Genomic DNA, 16,906 nt, shown 5'->3' on the forward strand with positions numbered 1-16,906 from the left:
TCTCTAATAAGTCATGACATTATGGCAGCCAGATCCTGCGCTCATCCGACGACCGGCCTATCTCTCGCTGGCCGACCAATTCGCCCGCGCGATCCATGACGGGCGGCTCGCCAATGGCGCGCGGCTGCCGACGCACCGTCGCCTTGCCGACGACCTGAAACTTTCGGTGCAGACGGTCAGCCGCGCCTATGAGGAACTGATCCGCCGCGGCCTGATTTCCGGCGAGGTCGGACGCGGCAGCTTCGTGCAGACGCAGCGCCGCGAACCGGAGCCGCCTTACATTCCGGAGCGCCTGGGCGAGGTCATCGATCTCTCCATCCTGAAGCCGGTCTGCGAGCCGATGCATCTGGAGAAGCTGAAGCAGGCGCTGGGGTGGCTCTCGGAGAACCTGCCGTCGAGCTCGGCGCTGTCGTTCCGGCCGAACATGGTGTTTCCGCGTCATCGCGCGGTGGCCGTCGAGTGGCTGAAGCTCTGCGGCCTCGAGGCTTCGCCGCAGAATATCAGCCTCACCAACGGCGCGACCGCGGGCATGACGGTGGCGCTGATGAGCGTCGCCCCACCCGGCTCGACCGTCGCCACCGAGGCGATCGGCCACCACACGCTGGTGCCGCTCGCCCGCTATCTCGGCTTCAACCTCGAAGGCCTGCCGATCGACGGCAATGGCCTGATCCCCGAAGCGCTGGACGAGGCCTGCCGGCTGTCGGACATTCGTGCTGTCTTTGTCCAGCCTTCGGTGATCAACCCGACAGCCACCTTGATGGACGCCACGCGGCGCGAGCAGATCGCGGCGGTGGCGCGCAAGCATGACATCGCCATCATCGAGAACGATGTGCTGGGTCCGCTGGTCGAAGGCCGGCCGCCGGCGGTCGCCGCCTTTGCGCCGGAGCGGACGCTCTACGTCACCTCCTTCACCAAGATCACCGTGCCTGGCCTGCGCATCGGCTATCTCGCGGTGCCGGACCGCTATGTCGCGGCGGTCGCCAACCGCCATCTCGTCTCGAACTGGATGGCGACACCGATGGTGGCGGAAATCGCGACGCGCTGGGTGAACGACGGCACTGCGCTGGAATTGGTCCACTGGCAGCGCGCGGCATTGAGGCGACGCCAGGAGATCGCCGCCGAGATGCTGACCGGGGTCGACTACCGCGTCCATCGCGACGGGCTGCATCTGTGGCTCGAGCTGCCGGGCGATCGCGCCGAGGAGAGCTTCGTCTCGCAGGCGCGCTTGCGCGGAGTGGCGATCGCGCCCGGCACCTCCTTCCGCATCGCCGACACGCCCTGGCATCCAGCCGTGCGCATCTCGCTCGGATCGACCACCGAGGCGGAACTGCGTGCAGGCTTGAGCGTTGTGGCCAAGCTCCTGCTTGGCGATCCGGAGCATCTCCTGCTCGCCATCTGATGCACAAGGGGAGCGCAGATTGCCCTGAAATTGTGCCGCGTCGGAAATATTGTCATGATATTATTTTCCTAATTGACATGATTTAGCGCGTTCCGCATCGTTAAGGGCATAGGCTTCTCCAGAACGGGGAAATTGATTGCCCGCGCCCATCATCAAGGTCGACGCCATTTCGAAGAGTTTCGGCACCTTCAAGGTGCTGGACGGCCTGTCGATGCAGGTCATGCCAGGCGAGAAGCTGGCGCTGATCGGCCCATCCGGCTCCGGAAAGACGACGATCCTGCGCATCCTGATGACGCTGGAGAAAATCGACGGCGGCCACATCCAGGTCGATGGCGAGCAGCTCTATCACATGGAGCGCAATGGCCAGCTGCTGCCGGCCGACGAACGGCACCTCGCCAAGATGCGCCAGAAGATCGGCATGGTCTTCCAGCTGTTCAATCTCTTTCCGCACAAATGCGTCATGGACAACGTGACGCTGGCGCCGATGCTGACCAAGGGTGTTTCGCGCGCCGCCGCCGAAAAGCGGGCGCTGGAACTGCTCGACATGGTCGGGCTGGCCGACAAGGCCAAGGCGATGCCGGCGCAGCTTTCCGGCGGCCAGAAGCAGCGCGTCGCGATTGCCAGGGCGCTGGCGCTGTCACCCAAGATCATGCTGTTCGACGAGGTCACCTCGGCGCTCGACCCGGAACTGGTCGAGGAGGTGCTCAATGTCATGCGCAAGCTCGCCGCCGAGACCGACATGACGATGCTGCTCGTCACCCACGAGATGGGCTTTGCCCACGACTTCGCCGACCGGGTGCTGTTCTTCGACCGCGGCAGGATCGTCGAGGAAGGCAAGCCCGATGAGATTTTCCGCCATCCCAAGCAGGAGCGAACGCAGAGCTTCCTGAAGAAGATCATCGCGGCCGGACATCGCGTCTGACCGCAATGCAAATGGGCGGCGCAAGCCGTCCCAAGGCGACGTAGTCGTCGCAAACCAAGAAGAGAACAAGGAGTTGGGAACGATGAAGAAACTTGCCATTCTGGCCGGCGTCGCCGGCCTCGCGGTGATCACGATGCTGCTCGCCTCCGGCGCAAAGTCGGCTGACGACGCCAAGCTGGATCAGCTCAAGGGGCAAGGCTTCGCCCGCGTCGCCATTGCCAATGAGCCGCCCTACACGGCGGTGGCCGCCGACGGCAAGGTCTCGGGCGCAGCGCCGGACGTGGCGCGCGAGATCTTCAAGCGCCTCGGCGTCAACGACATCGTCGCCTCCATCTCCGAATACGGCGCCATGATCCCCGGCCTGCAGGCCGGCCGCTTCGACGTCGTCACCGCAGGCCTGTTCATGAAGCCGGAGCGCTGCGCGGCGGTCGCCTATTCCGAACCGGTGCTGTGCGATGCCGAAGCGATGCTGGTGAAGAAGGGCAATCCGAAGGGCTTCAAGAGCTATGAGGACATTGCCAAGGATACGTCCGCCACCATCGGCGCGCCGGGCGGCGGCACCGAGGAAAAGCTGGCGCTCAATGCCGGTGTGCCGCGCGATCGCGTCATCGTCGTGCCGGACGGCCAGAGCGGCCTGAAGATGGTGCAGGACGGCCGCATCGACGCCTATTCGCTCCCTGTTCTGTCGATCAACGATCTCATCAAGAAGGCCAACGATCCGAACCTCGAAGTGATCGCGCCGGTGCAGGGCGCGCCTGTCTATTGCGACGGCGCCGCCTTCAAGAAGGGCGACGAGGCACTGCGCGATGCCTATGATGTCGAGCTCGCCAAGATGAAGAAGTCCGGCGAGTTCGCCAAGATCATCGAGCCCTACGGCTTCTCCGCCAAGGCGGCGATGTCGACGACGCGCGAGAAGCTCTGCGCGGCGAAGTAGGCGCGACTCTTCCTTCTCCCCGTTCACGGGGAGAAGGCGGCCCGAAGGGCTCGGATGAGGGACGGCGCCAAGGTCTCAGAAGCTGGCTCCGTCCCTCATTCACCTGCCCTCCTGCAGCAGCTGGGCTGCAGCTACGGGGGGTGAACCGGCATCTTCCCTCCGTGAACGGGGAGAGGGGGCTGTCGGCGTCGCCTCGCGCAACCGCAAAATGACAGGAAGTTCTAAACCCAAATGACCCAGTGGTCCGGCTATCTCGGCCTGATATTGCAGGGAGCGCTTGTCACCATCGAGCTGACGCTGATGGGGTCGGTGCTGGCGCTGGTCATGGCCTTCCTCGCCGGCATGGGGCGCGTGTCGCGCTTCTTCATCGTGCGTGCATTGGCGACGATCTACATCGAGTTCTTCCGCGGTACGTCGATCTTCGTGCAACTGTTCTGGGCCTATTTTGTGCTGCCGTTCGCCGGCCTGTCGCTGACGCCGCTGCAGGCCGGCGTGCTGGCGCTGGGCCTCAATGTCGGCGCTTATGCCGCCGAAGTCGTGCGCGGCGCCATCCTCTCGGTCGGCCGCGAGCAGTACGAGGCCTGCACCGCGCTCAACCTCGGCCGCTGGCAGGGCATGCGCCACGTCATCCTGCCGCAGGCGCTGCTGGTCATGCTGCCGACCTTCGGCAACAACGCGATCGAATTGCTCAAGGCGACCTCGGTCGTGTCGCTGATCTCGCTCGCCGATCTCACCTTCCAGGCGCAGGTGGTGCGCTCGCAGACCGGCAGCACGCTGATGCCCTTCGTCTCCGTGCTCGTCATCTATTTCGGGCTCGCGCTGATCATTTCCTGGGGCATCCGGTCGCTGGAGCGCCGCATGGCGCGTGGCCTCGACGGAGTGCGTGCCTGATGGAATGGGATTGGAATTTTGTCCGCGAGATCATGCCGACCCTGATCCAGGGCGTGAAGATCACCATCCTGGCGACGGTGCTCGGCTCGATCCTGGCGGCGATCGTCGGCTTGGCCATAGCGCTGGCGCGGCGTTCGCCAAACCGGGCTTTGTCGCGCAGCGTCGGCTGGTTCGCCGAATTCATCCGCGGCACGCCGCTCTTGGTGCAGCTCTACTTCATCTTCTACGTGCTGCCCGACATCGGCATCCTTTTGCCGCCGCTGGTGGCCGGTGTCATCGGCCTTGGCCTGCACTACGGCACCTATACCGCGGAAGTCTATCGCGCCGGCATCGACAATGTGCCGCGCGGCCAGTGGGAGGCGGCGAAGGCCTGCAATCTCAGCGGCCGCCACACCTGGACGCACATCATCCTGCCGCAGGCAATCCCGCCGATGATCCCGGCCTTGGCCAACTACTTCATCGCTATGTTCAAGGAGACGCCGCTGCTGTCGGCTATCACCGTGCTGGAGCTGATGAACCAGGCCAAGAGCGTCGCCAACACCTACTACCGCTACATCGAGCCGATGACGCTGGTCGGCGCCTTCTTCCTCGTCATCAGCCTCTGCTCCGTCGTGCTCTTGCGCTGGCTGGAGCACCGCTACGGCAGGATCGAGAGATGAGAGTCATGAACCCGCTGCCCGAAATCCGCCTGGCATCGAGCCGGCCTGTCCTCGACGCGCGTCCGCTGGAAAAGCGCGTCGGCCTGATCTCCTTGGCCACCGACCATACCAGCGAGGTGGACTTCCGCCGCATGGTGGCGAGCGAACGCATCGGCGTCTATGTCGCGCGCATTCCCTATGCCAATCCGACGACGCCCGAGAACCTTCGCAAGATGCAGCCGTCTTTGACGGCGGGCGCGGCGCTGATCCTGCCGGACGAGCCGCTCGACGCCATCTGCTATTCCTGCACATCGGCTTCCGTTGTGATCGGCGACACCGAGATCGAAGCCGCGATCCAGGCGGCCAAACCGAATGTTCCAGTGGTCACGCCGCCCATGGCCGGTGTGCGTGGCCTGAACGCTCTTGGGGTGAAGCGGGTCAGCATCCTCACGCCTTACACCGTCGAGACCAGCCGGCCGATGGCAACCTATTTCACCGCGCACGGCTTCGATATCGAGAGCTTCACCTGTCTTGGCTTCGAGGACGACCGCGAGATGGCGCGCATCGCGCCGGCGTCCCTCGTCGCGCTGGCGCGCAAGGCAACGCACACGCAGGCCGATGCGCTGTTCGTCTCATGCACGGCGCTACGCGCGGCGCTTGCGGTTCCAGGCATCGAAGAAGCAATCGGCCGCCCGGTCGTCACCAGCAACCAAGCCAGCGCCTGGAATTGCCTGCGGCTCTGCGGCGACGACACACCGCGGTCGGAGTTCGGCCGGCTTATGACGAAGCCGTTGGCTGAGTGATCGGAATGCCAATGACCGAAATGCCAGTCACTCTTCAGCATATTCGCGCCGCGCGCGAACGTATTGCCGGCAAGATCGAGCGTACCCCTGCCGTGCCGTCGCAGAGCCTCTCGGACCGTATCGGCCAGCCTATCCATCTGAAACTGGAGCATCATCAGACCACCGGCGCGTTCAAGCTGCGCGGCGCGTCCAACGCCATCGCCGCGCTGAGCGCGGAAGAACGATCGCGCGGGGTCGTCGCCGCGTCGACCGGCAATCACGGCCGTGCGCTCGCGCACGCAGCAAAGCTCGAAGGCATGCGCGCGGTGATCTGCATGTCCAAGCTGGTACCCGAAAACAAGCTCGACGCCATCCGCCGCCTTGGCGCGGAGATCCGCATCGTCGGCAACAGCCAGGACGACGCCCAGCAGGAGGTCGACAGGCTGGTGGCGGCGGACGGGCTCGTCATGCTGCCGCCCTTCGACCATCCCGACATCATCGCCGGGCAGGGCACGCTCGGACTCGAGATCGTGGAGCAGGTGCCCGACGTCGCGGCCGTTCTGGTGCCGCTCTCCGGCGGCGGCCTGGCGGCTGGCGTCGCTGCGGCCGTCAAGGGGTTGAGCCGGGGCACCAAAGTCATCGGCGTCTCGATGGCGCGCGGTGCTGCGATGAAGGCAAGCCTCGATGCCGGCTATCCGGTGCAGGTCGAGGAACTGCCTACGCTGGCGGATTCGCTCGGCGGCGGCATCGGTCTCGACAACCGACTGACCTTCGCCATGTGCCGCGGCCTGCTCGACGATGTCGTCATGCTCTCCGAGGACGAGATCGCCGCCGGCATCCGCCACGCCTATGAAGAGGAGCGCGAGATCGTCGAGGGAGCCGGCGCCGTCGGCATCGCGGCACTGCTCGCCGGCAAGATTGGGGCGACGGGCCCGATGGTCCTGATCCTGTCCGGCCGCAACATTGACATGGCGCTGCATCGCAAGATCGTCTGCGGCGAGACGCCATCAACAGTGGAGCGCGCCACATGAGCCGAATGACGATTCTCACCGAGGCTGATCTTCACAAGATCGTGACGCTCGACCTCGATGCCGTTGCCTGCGTCGAAAACGCCTTTCGCGCCTTGGCCACGCTGCCAGTGGCGATGCCGCCGATTCTGCGGCTCGACATTCACGAGCATCGCGGCGAGGTCGACGTGAAGTCCGCCTATGTGCCCGGCATAGACGGCTTCGCCGTCAAGATAAGCTCCGGCTTCTTCGACAATCCGAAGCTCGGCCTGCCGAGCGGCGGCGGCATGATGGTGCTGCTCTCGGCCAAGACCGGCGTGGTCGAGGCGCTGCTGCTCGACAATGGCTACCTGACCGATATTCGCACTGCCGCAGCCGGTGCGGTCGCGGCGAAGCATCTGTCACGAGCCGACTCCAAGATCGCGGCGATTTTCGGCGCCGGTTTGCAGGCCGGCCTGCAATTGGAAGCCTTGCGCCTTGTCAGGCCGATCGAGGAAGCGCGCATCTGGGCGCGCGACGCCGCCAAGGCCGAGGCGATCGCTGCCCGCCTGCGCGAGAAACTGGGCATCATGGTGCGGGCCGAGCCGGATGCGGCGAACGCGGCGGCCGGTGCCGACATCATCGTCACCACCACGCCTTCGACCGAGCCGCTGATCAAGGCCGGTTTCGTTTCCGCCGGCCAGCACATCACCGCCATGGGCTCGGATGCCGAGCACAAGAACGAGATCGCGCCGGCGATCCTGCGCATGGCCGATCTCTATGTGGCCGACAGCGCCAAGCAGACGCGGCGTCTGGGTGAACTCCACCACGCGATCGACGCAGGCGTGATGGCCGCCGACGCCGAAGTGACCGAACTCGGCCAGATCATCGCCGGTGAAAGGCACGGCCGACGCTCGGCGAGCGACATCACCATCGCCGACCTCACCGGCACAGGCGTGCAGGACACCGCGATCGCCACCTTGGCCCGCGACCGCGCGCGGGCGGCGAGGGCCGGAACGATTTTTGAAAGCTGATGCCTGGCCAGCGCGTGATCCGAGGGAACCGGTTTTCCGAAAGATCACGCTCAAATAGGCCCAACAAACGAGGACTAAGAACGATGCAGCCAAACCTGAAATTCTCGCGAGGCGAATTTGCCGAACGCCTCGCCAAGACGCGGAAGGCCATGGAGGCCAAGGGGGTCGATCTGCTGATCGTCAGCGATCCCTCCAACATGGCATGGCTGACGGGTTATGACGGCTGGTCGTTCTATGTGCATCAGGCGGTGATCGTGCCGCCGTCAGGCGAGCCAGTTTGGTACGGTCGTGGCCAGGATGCCAACGGCGCCAAGCGCACCGCCTATCTCGCCCATGACAACATCATCGGCTACGCCGACCACTACGTGCAGTCGACCGAGCGCCACCCGATGGACTATCTCGCCAGCGTGCTTGCCGAGCGTCGCTGGGACAAGCTGACGATCGGCGTCGAGATGGACAATTACTGGTTCTCGGCCGCCGCCTTTGCTTCGCTGCAGAAGCACCTGCCCAATGCCCGTTTCGTCGACGCCACCGCGCTGGTCAACTGGCAGCGCGCGGTGAAGAGCGCGACCGAGATCGAATACATGCGCAACGCCGCCCGCATCGTCGAGGCCATGCACCAGCGCATCGTCGACAGAATAGAAGTCGGCATGCGCAAATGCGATCTGGTCGCCGAGATCTACGACGCCGGCACACGCGGCGTCGCCGGCATCGGCGGCGACTATCCGGCGATCGTGCCGCTGCTGCCGTCGGGCGCCGACGCTTCGGCGCCGCATCTCACCTGGGACGACAAGCCGATGAAGGCGGGCGAGGGCACGTTCTTCGAGATCGCCGGCTGCTACAACCGCTACCACTGCCCGCTGTCGCGCACCGTCTTCCTGGGCAAGCCGACGCAGGCCTTCCTCGATGCCGAGAAGGCGACGCTGGAAGGCATGGAGGCCGGCCTTGCCGCGGCCAAGCCGGGCAACACCTGCGAAGGCATCGCCAATGCCTTCTTCGCCGTCCTGAAGAAGTACGGCATCGTCAAGGACAACCGCACCGGCTACCCGATCGGCCTTTCCTATCCGCCGGACTGGGGCGAGCGCACCATGAGCCTGCGCCCCGGCGACCGCACCGAGCTCAGGCCCGGCATGACCTTCCATTTCATGACCGGGCTGTGGCTGGAGACGATGGGGCTGGAAATCACCGAGTCGATCCTGATCACCGAGACCGGCGTCGAATGCCTGGCCAATGTGCCGCGCAAGTTGTTCGTGAAGGATTGAGCCCGATGGCAGCTCTGCGTCCGTCGCCGATCGCGCCGACCGTCGACTTCGAGCGCGACGGCGTGCAGCACGGCTTCCTGCGCCTGCCCTACAGCCGCGACGATTCTGCCTGGGGATCGGTGATGATCCCGGTCTGCGTGATCCGCAACGGCAAGGGGCCGGCGGCTTTGCTCACCGGCGGCAATCACGGCGACGAATATGAAGGGCCGCTGGCTCTCTATGAGCTTGCCCGCATGCTCGATCCAAAGGACGTCTCCGGCACGGTCATCATCGTGCCGGCGATGAACTATCCCGCCTTCCGCGCCGGCACGCGCACCTCGCCGATCGACAAGGGCAACATGAACCGCAGCTTTCCCGGCAGGCCCGACGGCACCGTGACAGAAAAGATTGCAGATTATTTCCAGCGCGAATTGCTGCCGCGGGCGGACATCGTGTTCGACTTCCACTCCGGGGGAAAGACGCTGGACTTCGTGCCCTTCTGCGCCGCGCACACACTGCCGGACAAGGCGCAGGAGCAAAAGGCCTTCGCCGCGGTCGAGGCTTTCTCGGCGCCGTTCTCGATGCGCATGACCGAGATCGATGCGGTCGGCATGTATGACACGGCGGCCGAGGAGATGGGCAAGATCTTCGTCACCACCGAGCTCGGCGGCGGGGGAACCTCCCGCGCGGAGACGGTGAGCATCGCGCGGCGGGGCGTCCTCAACGTGCTGCGCCATGCCGGCATTGTTGCTGGGGCGGTCGAGAAGACTCGAACTCAGTGGTTGGATATGCCTTCGGGAGATTGCTTCGCCTTCGCCGAGAGCGACGGCATGATCGAGACGATGATCGATCTCGGCGGGACGGTGGAGGAAGGCCAGGTCGTGGCGCGCATCCATTCGACCGGCCGCACCGGCATCGCGCCACAGGAAATCAGGGCCAGGATGCCGGGCCTGCTCGCAGCCCGTCACTTCCCCGGCCTGGTCAAGGCGGGCGATTGTGTCTCGGTGATCGCCGCCGAGGTCGACTGACGCTGATCTGCCCACGCCGCGCCGATCTCGTAACGCAGGTCCCACCTGCGTTACGCCCGCGTTCAACCTTGGAATCGATAAGCGGCAATGGTGTCCGGCTTCATCTCGATCGAGAAACCCGGCGCCGTCGGCGGCATGTAGGCCGCATTCTCGATCACGCAGGGCTCGAGGAAATGCTCATGCAGGTGATCGACATATTCGATCACCCGTCCGTCCTTGGTGCCCGCCACCGCGATATAGTCGATCATCGAGAGATGCTGGACATATTCGCACAGGCCGACGCCGCCGGCATGCGGCCAGACCGGCAGGCCGAACTTGGCCGCGATCAGCAGGACGGCCAGGACCTCGTTGAGGCCACCCATGCGGCAGGAATCGATCTGCACGATATCGATCGCGCCACCGGCGATGAACTGCTTGAACATGATGCGGTTCTGGCACATCTCGCCGGTCGCGACCTTCATCGGCGCCACGGATTTACGGATCCTGGCGTGGCCGGCGACATCGTCCGGACTGGTAGGCTCTTCGATGAAGAAGGGCTTGGCGAAAGCTAGATCCTTGAGCCAATCGATTGCCTGATCGACCTCCCAGACCTGGTTGGCGTCGATCATCAGGTAGCGGTCCGCGCCGATCACCTCGCGGGCGATCCTGAGGCGGCGGATGTCGTCGGCGCGGTCGCGGCCGACTTTGAGCTTGATGTGATTGAAGCCCTGGTCGACCGCCTCCTGGCAGAGGCGCCTGAGCTTGTCGTCGGGATAGCCGAGCCAGCCGGCCGAGGTGGTGTAGCAGGCATAGCCTTCGCGCTCGAGCGTGGCGATACGCCCGGCCTTGCCGGCCTCGGCCTTCTTTAGAATCTCCAGCGCTTCGGCCGGTGTGATCGCGTCGGTTAGATAGCGGAAGTCGACGATCCGGACGATCTCCTCCGGGCTCATCTCGGCGACCAGGCGCCAGACCGGCTTGCCGGCTTCCTTTGCCCACAGGTCCCAGACCGCGTTGACCACCGCGCCGACCGCAAGATGCATGGCGCCCTTGTCCGGGCCGATCCAGCGCAACTGGCTGTCGCCTGTCACGTGATGCCAGAAGCGGCTGGGGTCCTGCTTCACCCAGTCGAGGTCGAGCCCGACGACCAGGTGGCGCAGCGCCTCGATTGCCGCGCAGCAGATCTCGTTGCCGCGGCCGATCGTGAAGGTGAGGCCGTGGCCCTTCAGCGACGGAGCGTCGGTGTCGAGGATGACGTAAGCCGCCGAATAGTCCGGGTCGGGGTTCATCGCGTCCGAGCCGTCGAGGCTTTGCGACGTCGGAAAGCGCAGGTCGAAGACGCGAAGATCGGTAATCCGGGTCATGCTCATTGCCTCGTCAGATCGACCAGCCGCCGTCGATATTATACGCCTGCCCGGTCGTGTAGGTCGCACCGGCCAGATAGACCGCGAGATCGGCGATCTCTTCCGCCGTGCCCAGCCTTCCCATCGGCTGGCGGGCGATGAAGGCCGCGCGAGCGACTTCGTAGTCGCCCTGGGCGCGCATGCGGCTTTCGAGCGAGGGGCTCTCGACCGTGCCGGGACAGACGGCGTTGCAGCGGATGCCCCGGGCGACATAGTCGGCGGCGATCGATTTGGTCAGGCCGATCACGGCCGCCTTGGTCACGCCATAGGCGAAGCGGTTCGGCACGCCCTTCGGCGCGCCGGCGACCGAGGCCATGTTGATGATCGCGCCGTCGCCGCGCTCCAGCATCCCGGGCAGCACGGCGCGGATGGTGCGGATCATGGCGCGCACATTGAGATTGAAGGCAAAGTCGAGGTCCTCGTCCTTCATCTCCAGGATAGAGCCCGAATGGACGAAGCCGGCGCAATTGAACAGCGCGTCGACGCGGCCGATTTCGGCGGAGGCGGCTTTGACAGCATCGTCGCTCAGCACATCGAGCTTGCGGGTCTTGATATCGGGCGTCTTGCCGAGTTCGGCCAGAGCCGCCTCGTTGATGTCGGTGGCGTGGACGGTAGCGCCGGCTCTCGCGAAAGCCAGCGCGCTCGCCCGACCGATGCCTTGTGCGGCAGCCGTGACGACCACCACCTTGCCTGTCAGATCAGCCATGTTTTTCTCCGTCTTTCAGCCGAGCCGGGGGTGCCGCTCGACGATATAGATGTGATCGGCGGCCAGCACGACCTCGTCGCGCTGGTTCAAAACCTCGACACGTTCGATGACGCGCCCGGAGCCCGGCCGTTTCGGGTCATCCTCCTTCGCGGCAATGGTCGTGCGCGTGCGGATCGTGTCGCCGATGAACACCGGTTTGATGAAGCGCAGCCTGTCATAGCCGTAGGAGAAGGCGACGGGATTGACGACGCTCGCCGTCAGGCCGACGCCGACCGAGAACACCAGCGTGCCGTGCGCGATGCGCTGGCCGAATGGCGTCGTCTTCATGAACTCGGCATCCATGTGATGCGGGAAGAAGTCGCCGGTGTGGCCGGCATGGACGACGAAATCCGTCTCGGTGATAGTGCGGCCGCTGGTCAGCCGCGACGAGCCGATCTCGTAGTCCTCGAAATAGGTGACCTGTTCCATGCCGTTCCTTACGGTTTCTCGGCCAGCGGAGTCGCCGGCGCGGCGCTCGATTTATAGGCGGCTTCCACCAGCGCCATGGTGTTCCAGGCATCCTCGACCGAGCTGACCAGTTCGGCGTCGTCGCCGCAAGCAAAACGCTGGACATTGGCCATGCGCCCGACGAAGGCGTCGGGGAACCATTCGCCCGCCAGCGGCACGCTGACCCAGTCCGACCCGCCCTTGGGGTAGATCTCGAGCACGTCAGGCTCGCCGCGCGGATAGTCGAGATTGAGGCCGAGCTTGACGTAGGCAGCGCCCTCGGTGCCGCAAATGCGGAACTCGCAGGCCTGGTGCCGGCGGCCGAACTTGTGGTCGTGATTGATCGAGAGCGCGCAGCGCACCGTGTCGCCGTAGTCGAGGATGGCGCTGGTGCGTGTCTGCGCCACCCGATGATTGGGATGGCCGAGGGTTTTCGCGTGAACGCCCTTGGGGTCGCCCAGAAGCTGGCGGATCAGGTCGAGATAGTGGATCGAATGCATGGCGATCTCGACGCGTGGCGCCTTGAGCAGGAATTCCCAGAGCTGCCACGGGGTGGCCAGCGCCAGCCAGGCGTCGAAGTCGACGACCTCCCCCAGCCAGCCCTTGGCGATCGCATCCTTCAGCGCCAGCATCATCGGCGCGAAGCGAAGCTGGAAGTTGAACGCCGCCTTGAGTTTTCTGGCGCGGCAGATTTCGAGGATCTCGGTGGCCTCGCCGAGATAATTGCCCATCGGCTTCTGGATCAGCACCACTGCGCCGTCGGGTAGCGCCTTCAGCACGTCGGCGTGCCGGCCGGGCGGCGTGGCAAGGTCGAAGATCGCGTCCTTGACCGCCACCGCTTCATCCACCGAGCGGAATGCTGTCACGCCCCATGTCTCGGCGAGTGCCTGCGCCTTGGCCTGGTCCGGATCGTAGAGGCCGACAACCGGAAAGCCGGCCTTGCGGTAGGCGGGGAAATGCGCGTCGCCTACGATCGAGCCGGCGCCGAAAGTGACGATCGGGCGCGGCTTCGCAGGTGCTGGCCAGGACTGTGCCAGCGTGGCGGGATCGAAGGTGTCAGTCATGGTGGAAGACTTCATCCATCATCGCCCACCATTCGCCTTCCTGCCTGGTCGGCAAAGGCTGCTGGCAAGGCATGCAGAACTCCCACCATTCCTGGGTCTTCGGGTCGGCGGCCATCTTGGCCGCGTCGGCTGCGTAATCAGTGCCGTGATACTCGAAATAGGAAAACAGCAGGTTCTCCGGCCGCTTGAGATAGATCGAGTAGTTCTTGATGTTGCAGGCCGAGATCATCTTGAGCACGTCCGGCCAGACGGCGGCGTGCAGGCGCACATACTCCTCGACCTTCTCCGGCTTCAGACCAAGCACCATGCCCATGCGCTGCATCTCAATCCCTCCGTTCGGTGACGGTGACGCTGAACTCGGCGATGCCGCGCGCCCTGATCGCATCGAAATCCCAATCGATGCCGAGGCCCGGCTCGCTCGGCGCCAGCGCATGGCCGTTCTTGATCACCATCTTCCTGCCCGTCAACTCATCCAGCTGCGGAATGTACTCGACATATTTGCCGTTCGGCACCGCGCAGGCCAGGCTGACATGCAGTTCCATCAGGAAATGCGGGCAGATCGGCATGTCGAAGGCTTCCGCCATATGCGCCACCTTCAGCCAGGGGGTGATGCCGCCGATGCGGCCGACATCGACCTGGACGATGCTGCAGCCGCCCTGCTGCATATACTCGCGGAAATGGCGGATCGAATAAAGCGACTCGCCGACGGCAATGGGCGTCGCGGTCGCATTCGACAGCCGCACATGGCCATCGATGTCGTCGGCCGGCAGCGGCTCCTCGATCCAGGCGAGATCGAGGTCGCGCAGCCGCTCGGCGCGGCGGATGGCTTCATCGACGGAAAAGCCCTGGTTGCAGTCGGTCATGATCTCGTAGCCGTCGCCGACCGCCTTGCGCACCGCCGAAAGCCGGGCGAAGTCCTCGGCGCCATGCGGCTTGCCGATCTTGACCTTGGAGCCGGTGAACCCTTTCGCCTTGGCGGCCACGGCATCCTCGACGAGGGCACCCGTCTCGATATGCAGCCAGCCGCCTTCGGTGGTGTAGAGCGGGCAACGGTCCTTGGCGCCGCCGGCAAGCTTCCAGAGCGGCAGTCTCTGCTTCTTCGCCCGAAGGTCCCAGAGCGCGGTGTCGATTGCCGCGAGCGCGATTGCCGTGATGGCGCCGATGGTTGTGGCGTGGGTGGCGAATTCGAGTTCATGCCATATGGCCTCGATCCGGTCGGCGTCCTCGCCGATCAGGCGCGGCGCCAGATGATCGGAAAGAAGCCGCATCACCGAGGATCCGCCGGTGCCGATCGTGTAGCTGTAACCCATGCCGACCGCGCCGTCGGCGTCGGTGATGGTGACGATCGGCGTCTCCTGGCTGACAAAGCTCTGGATGGCGTCGGTGCGCCTCACCTTCGGCGCCAGGTCGACCATCGAAAGCTCTATCTTTTCGATCTTCGCCATCGTCAGGCCCTCAGCGATTTGCCGGTTTCGGCGGAAAAGAGATGCGCCTGCGACAGGTCGAAGTGCATTGCGACCCGGTCCCCCGCCTTCAGCGGCTTGGGGTTCAGCATGCGCGAGACCCAGTCGCGGCGATCGAATTCGGCGAACACCAAGGTCTCGTTGCCGAGCGGCTCGGTCACCGTCACCGGCAGTTCCACATCATGAACATCGGCGGCATCGCCCGAATGCAAGCCGTGGCCGGCCGGGTAGATATCGTCGGGGCGCAGGCCGAACACCACCTTGTCGCCGACATTCACCTTGGCCTTGAACCGGATGGGCAGCGGCAGGCTCTGGCCGCCGGCGAAAACGACCTTGCCGTCGGCGACGGTCGCCTCCTGCAGGTTCATCGGCGGCGAGCCGATGAAGCCGGCGACGAAGCGCGTCGCGGGGCGCTGGAAGACCTCGTCCGGCGTACCGACCTGTTCGATATAGCCGTCGCGCATGATGACGATGCGGTCGGCGAGCGTCATCGCCTCGACCTGGTCGTGCGTGACGTAGATGACGGTGGACTTCACCTTGGCGTGCAACTTCTTGATCTCGGTGCGCATCTGGGTGCGCAGCTTGGCGTCGAGATTTGAGAGCGGCTCGTCGAACAGGAAGACGTCGGGATCGCGCACGATGGCGCGGCCCATGGCGACGCGCTGGCGCTGGCCGCCGGAAAGCTGGGACGGACGGCGTTCGAGCAGCGCGTCGAGGCCGAGGATGGCCGACGCCTCGGCGACGCGGCGGTCCATCTCCTCCTTCGGCGCGCCGGCGATCTTCAGCGAGAAGCCGAGATTTTCGCGCACCGTCATATGCGGGTAGAGCGCGTAGGACTGGAACACCATCGAGATGTTGCGCGAGCGCGGCGGCAGGTCGTTGACGATGCGCTCGCCGATCTCGATCGTGCCGCCGGAGATGTCCTCCAGCCCGGCGATCATGCGCAGCGTGGTCGACTTGCCGCAGCCCGACGGCCCGACGAGCGCAATGAACTCGCGGTCGGCGACGTCGAGGTCGATGCCGTGCACGATCTCCATGCTGCCATAACGCTTGGTCAGTTTCTTGAGCGAGACAATCGCCATCGGATCAACCTTTCACCGCGCCGGAGGTGAGGCCGCCGACGAGGTGTTTCTGGACGATGAAAGTGAGGATGAGCGCCGGAATGATCATCACCACGGCCAGCGCGCACATGCCGCGCCAGTCGATGGTGAATTCGGCCGTGTAGTCGAGCAGCCCGACGGGCAGCGTCTTGGAATTGATCGAGCGCGTCAACTGCGAGGCCAGCGCGAACTCGTTCCAGGAGGTGAGGAAGGCGAAGATGCCGGCCGATGCAATGCCCGGTCCGGCGAGCGGAAATTCGACCTGCCAGAAGGCCTGCCAGCGCGTGCAGCCGTCGATCTGCGCGGCCTCGGCGAGATCCTTCGGCACCTGGCGGAAGAAGCCGTCGATCAGCCAGATGGTGAAGGGCACATTGAGCGCGACATAGGCCAGGATCAGGCCGAAATGCGTGTCGATGATGTCGAGGCGCGCATAGACGAAGAACAGCGGCAGCGAGAGTGCGATGCCGGGCACGGTGCGCGTCAGCATCAGGCCGAGGAACATCGCCGACTTGCCGCGGAACCGGTAGCGCGCGAAGGCGTAGCCGCCGGCCATTCCGATGGCGATGGCAAGGACCGTCGACGTCACCGAGATGATCAGCGAATTGCGGAAATAGTCGAGGACGGGAATGCCGCCCTTGCCGACGCCGCTGAACATGGCGACGTAGGCGTCGAGCGAGACCTGCTGCGGAATCCAGATCGGCGGCTTGGCGAGGATCTCGACCGTCGGCCTGAGCGAGGAAAGCACGATCCAGATGCCGGGCAAGCAGATGAAGAGCATGGCGAGGAACAGGCCGACGCGGTGCGCGATCGTGGCTGCGCGGCGCTTCAGGCGGGCGGATGCATTGGCGTCCAT

At 64.9% G+C, this 16,906-nt stretch carries 18 protein-coding genes; 10 read left to right on the forward strand and 8 right to left on the reverse strand.

Translation table 11 applies throughout. The annotated features are described in order from the left end of the window. The first annotated feature begins 13 nt into the window (after positions 1–13). From EN853_RS17690 to doeB, 10 genes are all read left to right on the forward strand, one after another. Complete coding sequence (locus tag EN853_RS17690; RefSeq protein WP_127859117.1) at positions 14–1,399, forward strand: PLP-dependent aminotransferase family protein; 1,386 nt, start codon at positions 14–16, stop codon at positions 1,397–1,399. Between the two features lie 136 nt (positions 1,400–1,535). Further along, the gene (gene ehuA / locus EN853_RS17695) at positions 1,536–2,321 is read left to right on the forward strand and encodes an ectoine/hydroxyectoine ABC transporter ATP-binding protein EhuA (RefSeq protein ID WP_127859116.1); all 786 of its coding nucleotides are present in this window, start codon (positions 1,536–1,538) and stop codon (positions 2,319–2,321) included. An 82-nt stretch (positions 2,322–2,403) separates the two neighbouring features. Further along, complete coding sequence (ehuB, locus tag EN853_RS17700) at positions 2,404–3,255, forward strand: ectoine/hydroxyectoine ABC transporter substrate-binding protein EhuB (protein WP_127859115.1); 852 nt, start codon at positions 2,404–2,406, stop codon at positions 3,253–3,255. 231 nt (positions 3,256–3,486) lie between these two features. Beyond that, the gene (ehuC, locus tag EN853_RS17705; RefSeq protein ID WP_127859114.1) at positions 3,487–4,146 is read left to right on the forward strand and encodes an ectoine/hydroxyectoine ABC transporter permease subunit EhuC; all 660 of its coding nucleotides are present in this window, start codon (positions 3,487–3,489) and stop codon (positions 4,144–4,146) included. Beyond that, on the forward strand, positions 4,146–4,805 hold the full coding sequence (gene ehuD / locus EN853_RS17710) for an ectoine/hydroxyectoine ABC transporter permease subunit EhuD (protein ID WP_127859113.1): 660 nt from the start codon (positions 4,146–4,148) through the stop codon (positions 4,803–4,805). The genes ehuC and ehuD overlap by 1 nt, the downstream gene beginning before the upstream one ends. 5 nt (positions 4,806–4,810) lie before the next feature. Then, a complete protein-coding gene (gene eutA, locus EN853_RS17715; protein WP_127859313.1) occupies positions 4,811–5,587 on the forward strand; it encodes an ectoine utilization protein EutA in 777 nt (258 codons plus the stop codon). An 11-nt stretch (positions 5,588–5,598) separates the two neighbouring features. After that, complete coding sequence (gene eutB / locus EN853_RS17720) at positions 5,599–6,597, forward strand: hydroxyectoine utilization dehydratase EutB (RefSeq protein WP_167524508.1); 999 nt, start codon at positions 5,599–5,601, stop codon at positions 6,595–6,597. Then, on the forward strand, positions 6,594–7,586 hold the full coding sequence (locus EN853_RS17725; RefSeq protein WP_127859111.1) for a cyclodeaminase: 993 nt from the start codon (positions 6,594–6,596) through the stop codon (positions 7,584–7,586). The genes eutB and EN853_RS17725 overlap by 4 nt, the downstream gene beginning before the upstream one ends. An 83-nt stretch (positions 7,587–7,669) precedes the next feature. After that, positions 7,670–8,848 carry an ectoine hydrolase DoeA gene (gene doeA / locus EN853_RS17730; RefSeq protein ID WP_127859110.1) on the forward strand — a complete coding sequence of 393 codons (1,179 nt, stop codon included), beginning with the start codon at positions 7,670–7,672 and terminating at the stop codon, positions 8,846–8,848. Positions 8,849–8,853: 5 nt separating this feature from the next. Further along, positions 8,854–9,855, forward strand: coding sequence for a N(2)-acetyl-L-2,4-diaminobutanoate deacetylase DoeB (gene doeB / locus EN853_RS17735; RefSeq protein ID WP_127859109.1), 1,002 nt, complete (start codon positions 8,854–8,856; stop codon positions 9,853–9,855). Between the two features lie 62 nt (positions 9,856–9,917). On the opposite strand, the gene EN853_RS17740 is transcribed toward doeB, so the two are convergent. The 8 genes from EN853_RS17740 to EN853_RS17775 are packed head-to-tail and all read right to left on the reverse strand — an operon-like array spanning position 9,918 to position 16,906. Continuing rightward, on the reverse strand, positions 9,918–11,195 hold the full coding sequence (locus EN853_RS17740; RefSeq protein ID WP_127859108.1) for an L-fuconate dehydratase: 1,278 nt from the start codon (positions 11,193–11,195) through the stop codon (positions 9,918–9,920). 13 nt (positions 11,196–11,208) lie between these two features. Next, positions 11,209–11,940 (reverse strand): SDR family oxidoreductase, encoded by a 732-nt coding sequence (locus EN853_RS17745; RefSeq protein WP_127859107.1) that lies wholly within the window; start codon positions 11,938–11,940, stop codon positions 11,209–11,211. 15 nt (positions 11,941–11,955) lie between these two features. Beyond that, positions 11,956–12,408, reverse strand: coding sequence for a MaoC/PaaZ C-terminal domain-containing protein (locus tag EN853_RS17750; protein ID WP_127859106.1), 453 nt, complete (start codon positions 12,406–12,408; stop codon positions 11,956–11,958). An 8-nt stretch (positions 12,409–12,416) separates the two neighbouring features. Next, the gene (locus tag EN853_RS17755; RefSeq protein ID WP_127859105.1) at positions 12,417–13,490 is read right to left on the reverse strand and encodes a Gfo/Idh/MocA family oxidoreductase; all 1,074 of its coding nucleotides are present in this window, start codon (positions 13,488–13,490) and stop codon (positions 12,417–12,419) included. Then, positions 13,483–13,812 carry an L-rhamnose mutarotase gene (locus tag EN853_RS17760; protein WP_127859104.1) on the reverse strand — a complete coding sequence of 110 codons (330 nt, stop codon included), beginning with the start codon at positions 13,810–13,812 and terminating at the stop codon, positions 13,483–13,485. The genes EN853_RS17755 and EN853_RS17760 overlap by 8 nt, the downstream gene beginning before the upstream one ends. A 1-nt stretch (position 13,813) precedes the next feature. Then, positions 13,814–14,935 carry a mandelate racemase/muconate lactonizing enzyme family protein gene (locus EN853_RS17765; RefSeq protein ID WP_127859103.1) on the reverse strand — a complete coding sequence of 374 codons (1,122 nt, stop codon included), beginning with the start codon at positions 14,933–14,935 and terminating at the stop codon, positions 13,814–13,816. 2 nt (positions 14,936–14,937) lie between these two features. Beyond that, positions 14,938–16,035, reverse strand: a complete 1,098-nt coding sequence (gene ugpC, locus EN853_RS17770; RefSeq protein ID WP_127859102.1) for a sn-glycerol-3-phosphate ABC transporter ATP-binding protein UgpC — start codon at positions 16,033–16,035, stop codon at positions 14,938–14,940. A gap of 4 nt (positions 16,036–16,039) precedes the next feature. Further along, a complete protein-coding gene (locus EN853_RS17775) occupies positions 16,040–16,906 on the reverse strand; it encodes a carbohydrate ABC transporter permease (protein ID WP_127859101.1) in 867 nt (288 codons plus the stop codon).

It is taken from the genome of Mesorhizobium sp. M1C.F.Ca.ET.210.01.1.1, assembly GCF_004791585.1.
Classification (GTDB): domain Bacteria; phylum Pseudomonadota; class Alphaproteobacteria; order Rhizobiales; family Rhizobiaceae; genus Mesorhizobium.

Bases quoted from the DNA above. Each gene is read 5' to 3' on its own strand.
- EN853_RS17690 (WP_127859117.1), top strand. From the start codon at position 14: ATGACATTATGGCAGCCAGATCCTGCGCTCATCCGACGACCGGCCTAT.
- ehuB (WP_127859115.1), top strand. From the start codon at position 2,404: ATGAAGAAACTTGCCATTCTGGCCGGCGTCGCCGGCCTCGCGGTGATC.
- ehuC (WP_127859114.1), top strand. From the start codon at position 3,487: ATGACCCAGTGGTCCGGCTATCTCGGCCTGATATTGCAGGGAGCGCTT.
- ehuD (WP_127859113.1), top strand. From the start codon at position 4,146: ATGGAATGGGATTGGAATTTTGTCCGCGAGATCATGCCGACCCTGATC.
- eutA (WP_127859313.1), top strand. From the start codon at position 4,811: ATGAACCCGCTGCCCGAAATCCGCCTGGCATCGAGCCGGCCTGTCCTC.
- eutB (WP_167524508.1), top strand. From the start codon at position 5,599: ATGACCGAAATGCCAGTCACTCTTCAGCATATTCGCGCCGCGCGCGAA.
- EN853_RS17725 (WP_127859111.1), top strand. From the start codon at position 6,594: ATGAGCCGAATGACGATTCTCACCGAGGCTGATCTTCACAAGATCGTG.
- doeA (WP_127859110.1), top strand. From the start codon at position 7,670: ATGCAGCCAAACCTGAAATTCTCGCGAGGCGAATTTGCCGAACGCCTC.
- doeB (WP_127859109.1), top strand. From the start codon at position 8,854: ATGGCAGCTCTGCGTCCGTCGCCGATCGCGCCGACCGTCGACTTCGAG.
- EN853_RS17740 (WP_127859108.1), bottom strand. From the start codon at position 11,195: ATGACCCGGATTACCGATCTTCGCGTCTTCGACCTGCGCTTTCCGACG.
- EN853_RS17745 (WP_127859107.1), bottom strand. From the start codon at position 11,940: ATGGCTGATCTGACAGGCAAGGTGGTGGTCGTCACGGCTGCCGCACAA.
- EN853_RS17750 (WP_127859106.1), bottom strand. From the start codon at position 12,408: ATGGAACAGGTCACCTATTTCGAGGACTACGAGATCGGCTCGTCGCGG.
- EN853_RS17755 (WP_127859105.1), bottom strand. From the start codon at position 13,490: ATGACTGACACCTTCGATCCCGCCACGCTGGCACAGTCCTGGCCAGCA.
- EN853_RS17760 (WP_127859104.1), bottom strand. From the start codon at position 13,812: ATGCAGCGCATGGGCATGGTGCTTGGTCTGAAGCCGGAGAAGGTCGAG.
- EN853_RS17765 (WP_127859103.1), bottom strand. From the start codon at position 14,935: ATGGCGAAGATCGAAAAGATAGAGCTTTCGATGGTCGACCTGGCGCCG.
- ugpC (WP_127859102.1), bottom strand. From the start codon at position 16,035: ATGGCGATTGTCTCGCTCAAGAAACTGACCAAGCGTTATGGCAGCATG.
- EN853_RS17775 (WP_127859101.1), bottom strand. From the start codon at position 16,906: ATGGACGCCAATGCATCCGCCCGCCTGAAGCGCCGCGCAGCCACGATC.